This is a genomic window from Streptomyces sp. NPDC054794 (genome assembly GCF_053611585.1).
In genome coordinates this window covers 45,300-61,804 of record NZ_JBSHAQ010000031.1, presented here as the reverse complement: position 1 = coordinate 61,804, position 16,505 = coordinate 45,300, and the positions used below count along the sequence as shown (strand labels likewise).

The window sequence follows — 16,505 nt, the reverse complement described above, 5'->3', positions numbered from 1 at the left end:
GCCCGCAACAACCTCGCCGACTCCTACCGCGCCGCCGGACGAGTCCAGGACGCCCTCGACCTGCGCGAGCGGGTCCTGGCCGACCGGGAGCGGATCCTGGGCAAGGACCACCCCGACACCCTCACCGCCCGTCTCGGCCTCGCCCTCTCCTACAGCGCCGCCGGGCGGATCCAGGACGCCCTCGACCTGGGCGAGCAGGTCCTGGCCGGCTGCGAGCGGATCCTGGGCAAGGACCACCCCAACACCCTCAGTGCCCGCAACAACCTCGCCAACTCCTACAGCGCCGCCGGGCGAGTCCAGGACGCCCTCGACATGGGCGAGCAGGTCCTGGTCGGCTGCGAGCGGATCCTGGGCGAGGACCACCCCGACACCCTCAGCGCCCGCAACAACCTCGCCCTCTCCTACAGCGCCGCCGGACGAGTCCAGGACGCCCTCGACATGGGCGAGCAGGTCCTGGCCGACTGTGAGCGGATCCTGGGCGAGGACCACCCCGACACCCTCGGCGCCCGCAACAACCTCGCCAACTTCTACAGCGATGCCGGACGCTTCCAAGACGCCCTCGACTTGCGCGAGCGGGTCCTGACCGACCGGGAGCGGATCCTGGGCGAGGACCACCCCGACACCCTCGGCGCCCGCAACAACCTCGCCCTCTCCTACAGCGATGCCGGACGGGTCCAGGACGCCCTCGACTTGCGCGAGCGGGTCCTGACCGACCGGGAGCGGATCCCGGGCGAGGACCACCCCAACGCCCTCACTGCCGACAACGACCTCGCCAACTTCCGCGACGCTATGGCAGGCGTACAGCCACCGGATACAGCAACCCCAGCATCCGTCCTCGACCTCGAACCCCCTTCAGAGCCTCCCGCGCAACCGGTATGACCCTCACCGACCGATCCGTACAGAGCTACGGATCAGAAGTTCTCCGAGCCACACCCGCCAGATCCAGCGGGGAGCCGCGGGGAACGGCAGTGGCCAGCGAGTGACCGACCCTCGGTCAGCCCATGTAGACAGTTCGCAGCTCAGAGCAGCACTCGCCCGACCTCGCTCCTGAAGTGGTGGCGAGCACGGCAGCCTTGTCCCTGAGGCCGTGGTTTCAGATACCGCCCTCTGCCGGCACACGAAACACCGGGCCTCGGGCACCCAGCAGCCCGGGAATGGTCTGCCACAGGTCTGCTTCGTTCTCCCGCTCCCATTTCGCGGTCGCCCGGGACTGGGCCCATTGGGCCACGGCCACCGGAACCAGCATGAGGGGCGGCATCAGCTCATGCGATGCCAGGCCGATGAGCATCATCCAGCAGACCGCTCCGCCCACGAATCCGGCCGTGCGCCGTAGCGACAGCCGCTTCGCCGCGTCCTGGCCGGTGTGCGGTTGTTCTTCGGCGCTGTGGATGCGCGCGGCATGCTCGTACTTACGGCGAAGCCGGGCGGGGAGACGGAAACGCAGCGGCAGCAGCACCAGAGACGCAAGAGCCACCGCAACTGCTCCCACCAGGAGGGTCTCCAGCCGGTGAGCCGTACCGATCAAGACCAGCAGCAGCCCTTCGGACAGCACCGCACCCGCGCTCATCATCAGCGCGGACGTCTGCTGGAAGTAGACCACCCTTACCAGCCCGGGTCTGGCGTCCTCGGTCATCGTCCCAGCTCTCTACTCGGACACTCGCACGGGCAGAGACGATCCAACGCCGTGTGGAATGCGGCGTCAACAGGCCGCGTGTCAGAACATCGCCAAGACTGTCGGGCCCCTGCTCGTGGGCGCACACAGAGCAGCCGAACGCGTGGGTGAGCCCGATCCACGTCCACGGGTTGCCCTTGGACGTGGTGATCCCCTGGCGGTTCCAGTCGGCTACGATCGCGTGCCACGCAACGCCCAGGATGATGCGCTTCACCGCCTCCCGGATGTGCTGAGCCTCGCGCGGGTTCAGAGTGCGCTTGTCCTCCTGCCATCCGAACGGGCGCGTGCCGCCCACGGGAATGCCCCGGTCCCGCCTCGCCTTGTGGTTGCGGCGCACTCGGCGCGCGGTGTCGGCCGACTGCTTGTTGGCCATGGCGACGACCACACGCGCCATGGCGCGCCCGTTGTCGGTCAACAGGTCCAAGGTGCCCGTGATGTCGATGATCGGCCGGTGGTAGTGCTCCACGGTCTCGATCGCGTCTTCGAGGTGGCGGGGTCTCGGGTCAGGCGGTCGATGTCGTAGACGATCAGGCCGTCTATGCGCTCACCGTTCGGGGCCTTTGCCTGCTTCGGTCCTCCAACGCGCCCTCGTACACGGGCCGTACGACGCGGTATCCGATGCTGCCGTCCGGGAGACGTACGCGCCGGCGCTTCCATGCCGAGGTGTCCGGCTCCATGTACGTGTACACGTACCGTCCGCCTCGGCTCTCGACGAACTGACGGCCGTCCCTCTCCTGCTCCTCGGTGCTCTTGATGTCCCTGCCGGTCATGAACCTGGGGCGGGATCGCCCTTCTAAGCTGTCGTCAGAAGAGAGTTCGCCCTCAGCTTCCTCGGTCGACAGACGGGCCAGCCCTGCCCAGTTCTGGCCTTCGAGGTTTCCCCAGTGCGCTCGCTGTACCAAGTCGTCAGCCATACAAAGAGGTTACGTTCGCAGGGGTGCAGCGCGGTCATCCAGGAGACCCCGAAGACCTCCACGGTCGCACCGGCCGCGAACATGACCGCGCACAGGGCTCCGGCCGGTACCGGCACCGCCAGTGCGGCGGAGGGCAGGGCCAGTGGGAAGACGCAGAGGGTACCGGCGAGGAGCAGTCGGCGCGGTTTCCAGCGGGTCATCACCAGGGCGCCGGCCACCGTGCCCGCGCCGAATGCGCCCAGCGCCAGACCCCAGGGACCGGCCCCGCCCAGGCTGTCGCGGGCCACGAGGGGGCCGTAGACCGCGTCGGCCGCGCCCACGACCGCGTTGGCGACGGAGAACTGGACGACGATGCCCCACAGCCAGGGCCGGCCCGCGAACTCCCGCCAGCCCTCGCGGAGATCGGCGAGCAGGCCGTCGCCCGGCGTGCGCGGCGGAATGTGACTCACGTCGCGGAAGGACCGCAGCGACCCGGCCACCGCGAAGGCCGCCGCGTCCACCGCGAGCACCCAGCCCGGCCCGACCGCCGCGACCAGCGCACCGCCCAGGGCGGCGCCGCCCAGGGCCGCCCCCTGCATCCCCATGCGGAACACCGCGAAGGGCCGCCCGGCGTGTTCCCCGTCGACGGACGACATCAGCATGCCCTCCGCCGCCGGGCTGAAGAACGCCTGACCGGTGCCGCCGAGCGCGGTGAGCAGCATCATCTGCCAGAGCCGCGGCTCGCCGAGCAGCACGAGCAGCGCGAAGGCGCCCTGCGGGAGGAAGTTGAGGGCGTTGGCGGCCGCCATCACCCGGTGCCGGGGGAGCCGGTCGGCGACCGCGCCGCCGATCAGCAGGAAGAGGACGAGCGGGAGGGTGCGGGCGGCCGCCACCAGTCCCACGTCCCCGCCGTCGCCGCCCGCGTCCAGCACGGCGAACGCGGCTGCGATCAACGCGCCGTTGCTGCCCAGGCTCGTCACGATGGCGGCGGCGGTCAGCAGCGAGTAGTTGCGGCCCGCCCGGGCGGGGCGGCGCGAGGGTCCGGGGGAGTCGGCGCAGGAGGTCACCGGCCGACTATCGCCGCCCGGGACCCCCGTACCAAACCATTTGCCCGGGGGTGTGCCCGGCGCCTCTCAGCTCTCGGTCGGGTCCCCGTGGAGCCGTACCGTGCTGAGGATCTTCATGATCGTCTTCGTGTCGACCTCGTCCTTCACGCCCTTGGCGCCGTAGAGGTCGAAGGACACGATGTCACCGGCCGAGTTCATGAAGGCGAAGGAGATGGCCTTGCCGTCGCTCGCGCACTTGCCCTTCTGCGGGGTGTTCGTCGAACGTGCCCAGGCATAGGCGCCCTTGACGCCCGACGCGGTCGTGTAGGGGGTGGCCTTCTTGTCGAAGGAGACGCTCTTCTTGTCGGGCTGGGTGTAGCCGCCGTAGATGTACCACGGCACGCGCGTGACCGCGGCGTCGGACGGGCTCTTCGCGCCGCTCTCGCCCCGGGTGCCCACCACGGCCAGGGCGGTGTCCTCGTTCTTGCCGTCCCGGTCGATGTCGGACGTGCACCACTTCGACTTGTACTGGGCCGGCCCGGACACGGAGGTGAGCAGCTTGTTGTCGGCCTTGCGGTCCTCCATGGCGATGGAGATGCCCGGACCCTCGACCTCCCAGTCCGCGGGGACGTCGAACGCCGTGCCGAACTTGGGGTTGGCGACGACCTTCCAGCCCGGGACGGTCGGCTTGTCGGTCTCGTCGCCGCGCGGGTTGTCGGTCGAGCCGGACGACGAGGGGGAGGGCGCGGACGAGGTCGGCGACTGGCTGGGCTTCTTGCCCGAACCGCCGCCCTCGTCGTCCTTCTTGCCGCCCAGGACCAGGAATCCGGTCACGCCGGCCGCGACGACGATCGCCACGGCCGCGACGATCGCGATCACCTTCGTCCGGTTTCCGTCCCCACCGCCCTGCGGGGCCTGCGGCGGCTGGGGCCCGCCCGCGGGGGACGGAGCGCCCCACTGCCCCTGCTGCCCATAGGGGTTGGCCTGCGGATACTGCTGGTAGCCGGGCTGCTGGTACGGATTCGGCTGTTGGTAACCCGGCTGCTGATACGGGTTGTTCTGCGGGTTCTGCTCGCCCCCGGGCGGCTGCTGTCCTGGCCACATGGGCAGTTACCCTAGTCGCGCCGGGGACACGATTCGGTCACTGCCCCTTGTCAGGGACGTACCGAATCAGGAGTCGGAGCCGGTGTCGTACAGCCGCACCGTACGCAGGATCGCCCGGATCGTCGTGTCCGGAACCTCGCCCTTGACTCCCTTGGCACCGACGAAGGACCACGAAAGCGGCCTTCCGGCCGCGTTCTTGAAGGCGAACGTCGTCGCCTTGCCGTCCGAGTCGCACTTCTTCTTCCTCGCGACCCCGGAGGACTGCGAGCCGGCGACGCTGCCCTCGATGCCGGAGGCCGTGGTGAACGAGGTCACCGGACCGGTGGTGACCTTCTTGCGGTCCGGCTGGGTGTACCAGCCGTAGACCCACTCCGCCGAGTCCTGACGGGCGACCTGCTGCGAGCTCCGGCCGGCGGCGATGCCGCGCGTGCCCACGTTCGCCAGGGACGTGTTCTCGCTGCCGCCGTCCTTGTTGTCGTCGGAACTGCACCACTTCTCCTTGAAGACCGCGGGGGCCTTCATGGCGATCAGGATGTCGTCGTCGGAGCCGGCGTCATCGGTGACATAGGTGACCCAGCTCTTGGAGCGCGGGGACCAGTCGGGCGGCACGTCGAAGGCCACGCCGATGTCCGGGTTGACCACGACCTTCCAGCCCTTGACCGTCGGCTTCAGGGCGTCGTCCTCGGAGCGCGGGTTGTCGGAGGCGGAATCCGAGGAGTCGGCTGAGTCGGACGGGCTGCCGGACGTCGATCTCGAGGGGGTGGCGGGACCGGTCTTGTCGTCCTTGCCGCCGCCCAGGACGAGGAATCCGGTGACGCCCGCCGCGACGACCACGCAGGCGGCGGTGACGATCGCCACGAGCCTGGTGCGCCGTCCCCCGTCGCCCGGTCCCGGCGTCGGTGGCTGCGGCGGCGTGCCCCATGGGGCCGGCTGCGGCGCACCCAGATACGGGTTGGGCTGCTGGTAGCCGGGCTGCTGGTACGGATTCTGCTGCGGATGTGTCCCGCCCGTCGGCGGCTGTTCCCCTGGCCACATGGGCCGAAACGATACAGCGATCATCGCACCCGCTCTGGCCAGCCCCCCTACTCATGAGTAACATGTCGGCATGAGCGCAGATCAGATGTCGATCGGCGAGTTGCTCGCCGCCACGGTGCCGATGGTTCGCACCCTGAACCTGGAGTACCTGGAGACCACTCCGGAGCGGGCCGTGCTGTCGCTGCCGGACCAGAGCGAGTACCGCAACCACGTCGGCGGCCCCCACGCCGGGGCGATGTTCACCCTCGGCGAGTCCGCCAGTGGCGCGATCGTCCTCGCCGCGTTCGGCGACCAGCTCTCGCGCGCCGTGCCGCTCCCGGTCACCGCGGAGATCGCGTTCAAGAAGATCGCCCTCGGCCCGGTCAAGGCCACCGCGACCCTCGGCCGCCCCATCCCGGAGGTCGTCGCCGAACTCGACGCGGGCAAGCGCCCCGAGTTTCCGGTCAGCGTCGCCATCCAGCGCGAGGACGGTGCGGTGACGACGGAGATGACGGTGATCTGGACCCTCCGTCCCAACAGCTGACAGCGGTCCGCCGAGCGGCGGACCACGCGCGGGGCCCGGCCGGGTGCGGTCGGGCCCCGTTCGCATGCTCGAAGCGTCCTGTGAACCGCCTCCGGCCTTGCGTGGGTGGGAAGTTGGAGATTCCGTGTGTCATCGGGCTTCCCTCGTACACAAGTTGGCCCTTCCGCGACGGTGATCTCGAATGCGGGTGCGGATACCGTCGGTAACTTATTGGAATTTCCCGCACGTTGGGGCTGGGGCATTCGAACTTCTTGTTTCCCGTGAGTCGCATGTGCGAAAGTGAGCCTCCCCTTGACGGGGCCGGGCCGGGGCCGTACGGGAAGCCCGGCTCCGACAGGTACGCACCAATCAGGCACTGCATTCCGACGGGACGCCATTCCGTATGCCGTCCTGTGGCTTGGAAGGAAATGGTTCAGTGCAGCCCCCCACACCCCCACATCCGCCCTACCCGCCCCACCCCGGCGCGGCCCCGGGAGACTCCGACCGCGAACTGGTCGCTCGGCTCGCCGGTCCGGGCGAGGGCCGGCACTGCGCCGTCGCCCTGCTGCTCGCCCGGCACTGGCGCGCGACGTGTGACTACGCGGTCGTCTGCCTCGCCTCCGCCACGGACGCGGTCCACTACGTGGCCGCCGCGGCGTTCCAGCGGGTGCTCGGCCGAGCGGCGGCAGGCGCCGTCGTCGGCGCCCTGCGCCCGCAACTCCTCGTGGCCGTACGGGAGACGGTCCGTGAATGGGCCGCCGACGACGTCGTGCGCATCGTGCTCCCGGAACTGGGCAAACCCACCGGTGGCCGCGGTCTACGCGCGGTGCCCCCCGGTGTGCCCGACAGGCGACACCTCACGGAGCGCGCTTTCTCGGCCCTTCCGGGAACCTCCCAATGCCTGCTGTGGCATACCGAGGTGGAGGCGGAGCCGATATCCATACCCGCTGGTCTGTCGGGTGTGGACGCCACCACCGCGGCGGCCGAACTGGAGCAGGCGCGCGCACAATTCAGGGCGGGTCTCGTACGCGCCCACCGGGAACTCGCGCCGTCCAGGGAATGCCGTTTCTACAATCGTCTCCTCGATGTCCCCATTCGCCGTGGCGGCACTCTGCTGCCGGATGTCCGGCAGCACCTGACCCGGTGCCGGTACTGCCGTCATGCCGCCGAACAACTCGGCCACGCCGAAGGGGGCCTGGGCGCCCTGCTCGCCGAGACCGTGCTCGGCTGGGGCGCCCGCCGCTACCTCGACTCCCGCCCGGGGCGAGGCGCCGCCGCGCAGTGGCCGCCCGTCCACGAGCCGGCGGCTCCGGCGAGCGGCGGCCGTCACCGCACCGCGCCCGAGCGTCGCCGCCGCACGATGGTGGCCTTCGCCGTCGGCCTCACCTCCCTCGTGCTGCTCGCCACCGTGCTCGCGGCCCGGAGCTGGTCCGACGACCACGGCGGCGCCGGGTCGCACGTCGCCTGGGGAGCCCCCGCCGGGGCCTCGGCCCGGCCGGGCACGGCCGATACGTCGTCCTCCGCCGGCTTCCCGTCGACCGCCGACGCCGAGGGCGAACCCGTCGAGGTCGCGCACGGCAGGCTCCGCAGCCTCGCCACCGGACTCTGCCTCGACGTCGAAGGCGGCCGGGCCGAGTCGGGGGCGCGGGCCGTCGCGGTGGCTTGTTCCTCCGCGGAATCTTCCGTCGGGGTTTCCTCCGGGGTTTCCTCCGGCTTTTCGTCCGGGGCTTCCTCCGGGTCTTCGTCCGCCGGATCGCAGCAGTGGAAGTACGAGAGTGATGGGCGGTTGCGGAGTGCCGCCGACCCCACCCTCTGCCTCGCCGCCGACCCCGCGTCCCGCACGGTCGTGCTGTCCGGCTGCCTCGTCCACCCGGGCGAGGTGTCCTACGACTTGACGGCCCGCGGTGAACTCCTGCTCCGGTGGCGGGACGGGCTCGCCGTGGCCCCCGGCTCGGGCGCGGCGCGCGGCCGGGTCGTCGTGGCGGACCGGAACGACTCCGAACGGCAGCGCTGGGCGCTGGACGCCGGGACCGGTCCGGCGGAACGCGGAGCGGTACCGGGGGAGGGGGAGGGGCGAGGAGCGTCCCCGGCCCCGACGGAGCGACCCACCGGGAAGCCTTCGGAGCGGGAAGCGCCCCGCGAGGAGTCCGGGCAGCCCGAACCTCGGAGCTACGACACACGAGTCGCACAGGTCGGTTTCGACAACGGTGCGGCGTGGCGGCCCGCTGCCACCGGCGTCGTACGCGCCTTGCCGGCCTCGGTCGAAGAGGTGACGTCCCTGCCGGCGCGAGCGGTCGGCGGCTTGCCGTCCCGTGTGGCGGCGACCGTCCCGTTCGACGGGGAAGGATGATCCCGGCCGTTTCTTCAATGGTTTACTAGAATTTTTCCCGGTTCGCGTTTCGCCGGAGGGAATTGGTTTCCGGTGCGCCCCGTTCGAGCCAGTTGGCCGAAGTCATGCGGATTTTACAGTCCCCCTTGGCACGACCCTTCGCGTTGCTGCCGGGTGAGTGCGGGGTGAATGCGCCGGACGCTTTGACGGGCTTGTGGCGTTGTGGCGTCCGCGGGCGGCGCCCGGTGCCGCGGGGAGACTGAAGGGAATTGCTCGGATTTTCGGCTCTTGCGGCGAGTCCCGGCCGCTGGCCGGATCGATTCCACAGGTCGCGGAGAGTCGGCGCGGTTATTGACCCGTCAGTAGGTAGTCGCTAGTTTCCGGGGGCCGCACCAGAGTTTGCATGTCGCACAAACCCCCACCGTGCTGTCTTGCCGATTCTTTCGGAGCATCATGACGCCTGATGTGCGCGCCCTGGAATTGATCATTTGCGTCACCCCTTTCGGAGAACCGGACGCCCGGCTCGCCACGGCTGCCTGCCGCGCCGGCGGACTCGGGGTCCTCGATCTGGGTGTGGGAGACCGAAGAACCCGTGAGGCGCTCGGGCGCATGAGACGAGCGGCATCGGGCCCCTACGGAGTGCGGGTCGCGGGCCGCTGCCGTATGCGCCCCGAGGAACTCGAAGCGGCGGGAGAGCGGGGTGAGGGCGGTCCCGACACGGTGATCCTGGCCCGGGACGCGCCCTGGGCGATCGGCGAAGTCGCCGCACACCATCGGGTGTTGGCCGAGGTCACGGACCTGGTCCAGGCGTGGGAAGCCGTCCGCGCGGGGGCACACGGACTCATCGCCCGGGGCAGTGAGAGCGGCGGTCGCGTCGGGGAGCTGAGCACCTTCGTGCTGCTCCAGCACCTGCTCGCCGAGGTGGGGACGGACGTTCCGGTCTGGGCCTGCGGCGGCATAGGTCCCCGGACGGCGGCGGCCGCGGTGGCCGGCGGGGCGGCCGGTGTCGTCCTCGACAGCCAACTGGCCCTGCTGGCCGAGTCGGGTCTGCCGGAGGCGACGGCGGCCGCGCTGCGTTCCCTGGACGGCTCGGAGACCGTCGTCGTGGCGGGCCACCGGGTACTGCACCGACGAGGCCCCCACGCCCCGCGTCCCCTGGCCGACGACCCGGACGTGGTCGCGTCCCTGCTCGGCGCGCAGGATCCGCACACCCAGCTCCTGCCGGTCGGCCAGGACGGCTTCCTCGCGGCCCGTTTCGCCGAGCGCTGGCGGGACGTGCGCGGGGTGCTGCGCGGGCTGAGAGCTGCGGTGGAGGAGACGTTCGCCGGGGCCGAACCGATGAATGGCGCGCAGGGCGTGTCGCCGGAGGCCGAACGCAGCGGCTCCGCGCAGGGCTTGGTCACGGGGCCGGAAGTGGTGGGGGCCGCGCAGAGTGTGTCGCGGGAGTCCGAAGCCGGCTGCTCCGCGGAGAGCTTGGTCGCGAGGCCCGAGGCGGTGGGGGCCGTGCGGGATGTGTCGCCGGAGTCCGAACCCGGCGGCTCCGCGCAGGGCTCGGTCACGACGTCCGAAATGACGGGGGCCGCGCAAGGCTTGGTCCCGAGGCCCGAAGCGACGGGGGCCGCACAGGGCTTGAGGCCCGAAGCGACCGCGGCCACGCAGGACCTGACGCCGGGGCCCGAACCCTCCCGCTCCGCGCAGGACATGGCCACCGGGCCCGCGCCCACCAACTCCGCGCAGGACCTTGCGGCCGGGCCCGACCCCGCCTCGGCCGCCGACACACTGGCCCCAGCCCCAGCCCCAGCCCAGGCCCCAGCCGAGGCCGCAGCCGCAGCCGCAGCCTCAGCCCCGAGCCCCGCCCCCGCCCGCGCCCTGCGCCCCAGCTCGCCCATGAGTCGCGCCCTCGGGACCCGGCTGCCCGTGGCGCAGGGGCCCATGACCCGGGTCAGTGATCAGGCCGGGTTCGCCGCCGCCGTCGCCGAAGAGGGTGCGCTGCCCTTCCTGGCGCTGGCCCTCGCGGACGGCGCGCAGGCGCGGGCGATGCTGACGCGCGCGCGAGCCGAACTGGACCGGCGGCCCTGGGGTGTCGGCGTGCTCGGATTCGCGCCCGAGGAGCTCAGGAACGCCCAGCTCGAAGCCGTACGGGAGCTGCGCCCCAGCCACGCCATCGTCGCGGGCGGGCGGCCCGCCCAGGCCGAGGCGCTGGAGCGGGCCGGCATCCGCACCTTCCTGCACGTGCCCTCGCCGGGGCTGCTGCGGCAGTTCCTGGAGGCCGGGGCACGCCGGTTCGTCTTCGAGGGCTCCGAGTGCGGCGGCCACGTCGGACCCCGCGCGAGCTTCCCGCTGTGGGAGGCCCAACTCGCCGTCCTGGAAGACTTCTTGGCCGACGCGGACGACGCGACGGCGCACACGGTGGAGGTGTTCTTCGCCGGCGGGATCCACGACGAGCGCTCGGCGGCGATGGTCGCCGCGCTCGCCGCACCGCTCACCGCACGCGGCGCCGCCGTCGGCGTCCTCATGGGAACCGCTTACCTCTTCACCGAGGAGGCGGTGGGCCGGGGCGCGATCCAGCCGCTCTTCCAACGGCAGGTTCTGGCCGCCACTGAGACGGCGCTGCTGGAGACCGCGCCCGGGCACGCCACCCGCTGTGTCCCCAGCCCGTTCACCCTCGACTACCGTGAGCGCGAGGCCGAGTTACGCGCCCGGGGCGTCCCGGACCGGCGGGTCTGGGAGGAGCTGGAGCGGCTCAACGTCGGCCGGCTGCGCATCGCCGGCAAGGGCGTCGAGCGCGCCGCCGACGGCGAACTCGCGCCCGTCTCGGAACAACGCCAGCTCGACGAGGGCATGTTCATGGCCGGGGAAGTGGCCGTCCTGCGCTCGGCGACGACCACGATCGGCGCCCTGCACCGCTCGGTGACCGACGGGGCCGCCGACTTCCTCACCGCGCGCGCCCACGAACTCGGTCTGGAGACAGTCGCGGACTCCGCCGCCGTCCAGGAACCGCCCGCGCCTCTCGACATCGCGATCGTCGGTATGGCCTGCATGTTCCCGCAGGCCCCCGACCTGGCCACCTTCTGGGCGAACGTCGTCGCCGGACACGACGCCGTCACCGAGGTGCCGCACGACCGCTGGGACCCGGCCGTGCACCACGCCGACGGCGCTACGACGTCCAAGTGGGGCGGCTTCCTACCCCGTATCCCCTTCGACCCGCTGCGCTACGGCATCCCGCCGGCCTCGCTCGGCAGCGTCGAGCCCGTCCAGCTGCTGTCCCTGGAGGCCGCCCGGCGCGCGTTGGAGGACGCGGGGTACGGCGATCAGGGGCGGGAGTTCGACCGTTCGCGGACCTCCGTCGTCTTCGGCGCCGAGGCGGGCAGCGACCTCTCCAACGCCGCCACCCTGCGGGCCGTACTGCCCTCGTACTACGGCAAGGTGCCCGACGCCCTGGACGAGCAGCTGCCCCGGCTGTCCGAGGACTCCTTCCCGGGCATGCTCGCCAACGTCATCTCCGGCCGGATCGCCAACCGGCTGGATCTCGGCGGGGCCAACTACACCGTCGACGCGGCCTGCGCGTCCTCGCTGGCCGCGGTCGACGTCGCCTGCAAGGAACTCGTGGCCGGCACCAGCGACGTCGTGCTGTGCGGGGGCGCCGACCTGCACAACGGCATCAACGACTACGTCCTGTTCTCCTCCGTGCACGCCCTCTCCCCGACCGGCCGGTCGCGGGCCTTCGACAGCTCGGCCGACGGCATCGCGCTCGGCGAGGGCGTCGCCTGTGTGGTCCTCAAGCGGCTGGCGGACGCCGAACGCGACGGCGACCGCGTGTACGGCGTGATCAAGGGGCTCGGCTCGTCCAGCGACGGCCGCTCCCTGGGCCTGACCGCACCCCGGCCCGAGGGGCAGCGGGCGGCGCTGGAGCGGGCGTACGGCAATGCCGGTGTGTCGCCCGCCGAGGTCGGCCTGGTCGAGGCGCACGGCACCGGGACCGTGGTCGGCGACCGCACCGAACTCACCATCCTCGGCGAGGTGTTCACCCGGGCCGGGGCGCGGCCGGGTGGCTGCGTCCTGGGCTCGGTCAAGTCGCAGATCGGGCACACCAAGTGCGCCGCCGGACTGGCGGGCCTGATCAAGACCACGCTGGCCCTGCACACCGGCGTGACGCCGCCGACCCTGCACCTGGAGCGGCCCAACGCGGCCTGGAAGGACGAGGACAGCCCGTTCGCCTTCCACACCCGGGCCCAGCCCTGGGCCGTGCCGCCCGGCGAACGGCTCGCCGGGGTCAGCGCGTTCGGCTTCGGCGGCACCAACTTCCACGTGGTGCTGGCGGCGCACGGCGACGGCACACCGCCCGAGCAGGGGCTCAACGCCTGGCCGGCCGAACTGTTCACGTTCCGGGGCAGGGACACGGCCGCGGCACACCGGGCGATGGAGGAGCTCCTGCGAGCCGCCGAGTCCGAGGGCCGCCCCTGGCGGCTGCGCGACCTCGCGCTCGGCGCGGCCCGCCGCTCCGACGCCTCACCGGACCCGGTGCGTGTGGCGGTCGTGGCGACCGATGTGGAGGGCCTGACCGCCCAGTTGCGCAGAGCCTTGGCCGGGGAGCACGATCCGGCCGCCGGGATCCATGCGGCCCCGGACGACGGAGGCGGCAAGGTCGCCTTCCTCTTCCCCGGGCAGGGCAGCCAGCGGCCCGGCATGCTCGCCGACGTCTTCGTCGCCTTCCCCGAGGTACGGCACTGGCTGGAGCTCGGCCGGGCCCACGCCGAACGCCTCTATCCGCCGGCCGCGTTCGACGACGCGGGCCGGGAGCGGCAGCGGATCGCGCTCACCGACACCCGGGCCGCGCAGCCCGCGCTCGGCATCACCGGCCTCGCCGCCCACGCCCTGCTGACCGCCGCGGGCATACGGCCGGACATGGCGGCCGGACACAGCTACGGCGAACTGGTCGCCCTGTGCGCGGCCGGCGCCATCGAGCCCGAGACACTCCTGGAGCTGAGCGGCGAGCGGGCGGCGGCCATACTCGCGGCCGCGGGCGACGAACCCGGCACCATGGCCGCGGTCTCCGCCGGCGCCGAGGACGTGGCGGATGCCCTGCGCGTCACCTCAGCCCCCGCCTCCGTCGTCGTCGCCAACCGCAACTCGCCCGAGCAGACGGTGATCTCCGGCCCGACGGACGACGTCACCACCGCCGTACGGCTCTTGCGCGGGGCCGGGTTCGGCGTCCGGCGCGTCCCCGTGGCCTGCGCCTTCCACAGCCCCGTGGTGGCCGGTGCCGGGGAGCGGTTCGCCGAGGTCCTCCGGGACAGGACCCTACGGCCGCCCGAGTTCCCGGTCTTCGCCAACCGTACGGCCGCTCCGTACGGGTCGGACGCGGACGCCGTGCGCGCGGAACTGGCCGCCCAGATCGGCGCCCCGGTCGCCTTCGTCGCGCAGATCGAGGCGATGTACGAGGCCGGGGCCCGGACCTTCGTCGAGGCCGGACCCGGCACAGTCCTGACCCGGCTGGTCGGCCGGATCCTCGGTGACCGCCCGCACCGCGCCGTCGCCTGCGAACCCCGCCCAGACAGTGGCCTGCACGGCTGGCTCGACGCGCTCGCCCAACTGGCCGTCGCCGGAAGCCCCGTGCGCACCGCGTGGCTCCTGCGCGGCCGCGACGCCGTCGATGCGGTCCGCACCCCGGCGCCGAAGCGGCCCGGCTGGACGGTCGACGGACATCTGGTCCGCACCGCCGCCGGAGAACTCCTGCCCGGTGCCCTCGCACCGGCCCGACGAGTCGTGGAGACGACTGTGACGACGAACCACCCGTACGGCGTCCCGGCCGGCCAGGACGCGTTGATCTCCGAATTCCTGCGCACCGGCCGGGAGATGATCGCCGCCCAACGCGATGTGCTGCTCACCTACCTCGGGGCGGTTCCGGGTGCCGCGTCGCTCCCGGCACCCCCGGCCCCCGGCGCCCTGCCCGAGCCCCGGATCCTGCCCGCTGAACTCGTCGCGGCCCCGAATGCCGTCCCGGAAGCGATCCCGCAAGCGGTCCCCGAGGTCCTCCCGTCGGCCGCCGACGGCGGCGCGGAGACGGACGTGGCGCGCGTCGTCCTGGAGATCATCAGCGAACGCACCGGCTACCCCGTCGACATGATCGAGCCCGACCTCGACCTGGAGGCGGACCTGAGCATCGACTCGATCAAGCGGGCCGAGATAGCCGGCGAACTCGCCAAACGCCTCGGGATCGGCGCCGGGGCGGACGTGACGGCCCTGGACGACGCCGAGGTGGAGGAACTCGCCAAGGCGCGCACGGCGGCCGCGGTCACGGCCTGGCTGGCGGCGCGGATCGGACCGGCGGCCGGGGAGCCGACGCCCGCACAGCCCGACGTGGTCGCTTCCGTCGGCGCGAGCGAGAACGGGAGCGAGAACGCGAGCGAGAACGAGAACGAGAACGAGGCCGAGCTCAGAGGCGTCGCGCCGAAGCGCTTCGAGCTCCGCCCGGTGCTCCTCGACCGGGCGGACGACGACCCGGCGGATCCCGCCCCCGTCCTGTGCGGCCGGCGGTTCGTCGTCCTCGGTGACGGCGCGGGCGCCGCGCCACGGATCGCGGAGCGGCTCGCCCCGTACGGCGCCGACGTGGTGACCGTCGACGCCGGGCACCTGCTCACCGAGACGGACGGCGTGGTCGACGGCGTGCTGTACCTGGGCGCGCTCCCGGGCGACGAGTCACCGGTGCTGCCGGACGCCTTCCCGGTGTTCCGGGCCGCGTTGGCCCGCGACCCGCGCTGGCTGCTGGCCGCGCGCCCCGCGGACGGCGACGCCGACGCGCCGCGGTCGGCGGGCCTGGACGGCCTGTTCCGCACCGTCGCACGCGAGTACCCGCGGACGGTCGCCCGGACCGTGGTCCTCGACGACACCGGCCCGGCCGCCGTGGCGGACGCCCTGCTCGCCGAACTCCTCGCACCGGAGCCGGCCCCCGTCGTCCTGCGCACCGCCGAAGGCCGCCACGGCTTCGAGCTGGTCGAGGCACCCCTCGGCCCGCTGGGCAGCACCGGCGCGGGACCGGCCGCCGACGGCGCCGCCGAGGCCGCCGCGCTCGGCCTCGACCGGGACTCCGTCGTGCTGCTGGTGGGCGGGGCCCGCGGGATCACCGCCAAGGTCGCCGCGTCGCTCGCCACGGCCTGCCGCTGCCGTGTCGAACTGCTGGGCAGGACACCCGCACCCACCGGCCCCGAGGCCCCGGACACGGCGGCCGCCCGCACCCCGGCCCAGCTGCGCGCGGCCGTCGCCGCCCGCGGCTCGCTCACCCCCGCGGAGGTCAACCGGACCGCCGAACTGATCCTCGCCCAGCGGGAGATCGGCGAGACCCTCGCACAGCTCACCGCGCTGGGCAGCCAGGTCCGCTACCGGTCCGTGGACTTCCGTGAGCAGGACGCCGCGCTCCAGGCGGTCAAGGAGATCCACGCCGAGCACGGCAGGCTCGACGGGGTCGTGTTCGCGGCCGGGGTGATCGAGGACCGGCTGATCGCCGAGAAGTCCGACGCGTCCTTCCAGCGGGTGTACGGCACGAAGACCGGCGGCGCCGCCACCCTGCTCGCGGCGCTGGAGGAACTGCCCACCGGGCCCGCCTTCACCGTCCTGTTCGGCAGCCTCTCCGCCGTGCTCGGCAACCGCGGCCAGGCCGACTACGCCGCCGCCAACGACGCCCTGCAGAGCCTCGGTGCCGCCTGGGCCGCCCGCACCGGCAACCGCGCGCTGACCGTGCACTGGGGGCCATGGGCGCCCACCGGCGGGCACACCGGGATGGTCAGCCCGGAGCTGGGCCGGGAGTACGCCCGGCGCGGCATCCGGCTGATCGACCCCGAGGAGGGCACCGCGGCCCTGCTGCGCGAACTCGCCTGGGGCGACGCGGCGGTCCGTGCCGTCGTCCACACCTCCTCGGGCTGGTGAC

Annotated in this window: 9 protein-coding genes; 4 read left to right on the top strand and 5 right to left on the bottom strand. The window is 72.6% G+C overall.

Going from position 1 to position 16,505, the window contains the following annotated elements; translation table 11 throughout:
- The coding region (locus tag ACWGKT_RS29300; protein ID WP_453276056.1) for a tetratricopeptide repeat protein at window positions 1–879 on the top strand (879 nt) is incomplete at its 5' end.
- Between the two features lie 214 nt (window positions 880–1,093).
- On the opposite strand, the gene ACWGKT_RS29295 is transcribed toward ACWGKT_RS29300, so the two are convergent.
- From ACWGKT_RS29295 to ACWGKT_RS29275, 5 genes are all read right to left on the bottom strand, one after another.
- Window positions 1,094–1,633, bottom strand: a complete 540-nt coding sequence (locus tag ACWGKT_RS29295; protein ID WP_453276055.1) for a hypothetical protein — start codon at window positions 1,631–1,633, stop codon at window positions 1,094–1,096.
- 575 nt (window positions 1,634–2,208) lie between these two features.
- Window positions 2,209–2,442 (bottom strand): hypothetical protein, encoded by a 234-nt coding sequence (locus ACWGKT_RS29290; RefSeq protein ID WP_453276054.1) that lies wholly within the window; start codon window positions 2,440–2,442, stop codon window positions 2,209–2,211.
- A gap of 23 nt (window positions 2,443–2,465) precedes the next feature.
- On the bottom strand, window positions 2,466–3,632 hold the full coding sequence (locus ACWGKT_RS29285; protein WP_453276053.1) for an MFS transporter: 1,167 nt from the start codon (window positions 3,630–3,632) through the stop codon (window positions 2,466–2,468).
- Between the two features lie 66 nt (window positions 3,633–3,698).
- Window positions 3,699–4,715 (bottom strand): hypothetical protein, encoded by a 1,017-nt coding sequence (locus tag ACWGKT_RS29280; protein ID WP_453276052.1) that lies wholly within the window; start codon window positions 4,713–4,715, stop codon window positions 3,699–3,701.
- 66 nt (window positions 4,716–4,781) lie between these two features.
- The gene (locus tag ACWGKT_RS29275; RefSeq protein WP_453276051.1) at window positions 4,782–5,750 is read right to left on the bottom strand and encodes a hypothetical protein; all 969 of its coding nucleotides are present in this window, start codon (window positions 5,748–5,750) and stop codon (window positions 4,782–4,784) included.
- A gap of 85 nt (window positions 5,751–5,835) precedes the next feature.
- Here ACWGKT_RS29275 and ACWGKT_RS29270 point away from each other — a divergent pair, with 85 nt between their 5' ends.
- The 3 genes from ACWGKT_RS29270 to ACWGKT_RS29260 all read left to right on the top strand — a co-directional run bounded on the left by ACWGKT_RS29270 (window position 5,836) and on the right by ACWGKT_RS29260 (window position 16,504).
- Entirely contained in the window at window positions 5,836–6,273 is a 438-nt protein-coding gene (locus ACWGKT_RS29270) for a DUF4442 domain-containing protein (RefSeq protein ID WP_235453315.1), read from the top strand.
- 415 nt (window positions 6,274–6,688) lie between these two features.
- On the top strand, window positions 6,689–8,602 hold the full coding sequence (locus ACWGKT_RS29265) for a ricin-type beta-trefoil lectin domain protein (protein WP_453276050.1): 1,914 nt from the start codon (window positions 6,689–6,691) through the stop codon (window positions 8,600–8,602).
- Between the two features lie 588 nt (window positions 8,603–9,190).
- Window positions 9,191–16,504, top strand: a complete 7,314-nt coding sequence (locus ACWGKT_RS29260) for an SDR family NAD(P)-dependent oxidoreductase (protein ID WP_453276049.1) — start codon at window positions 9,191–9,193, stop codon at window positions 16,502–16,504.
- Window position 16,505: the final 1 nt, after the last annotated feature.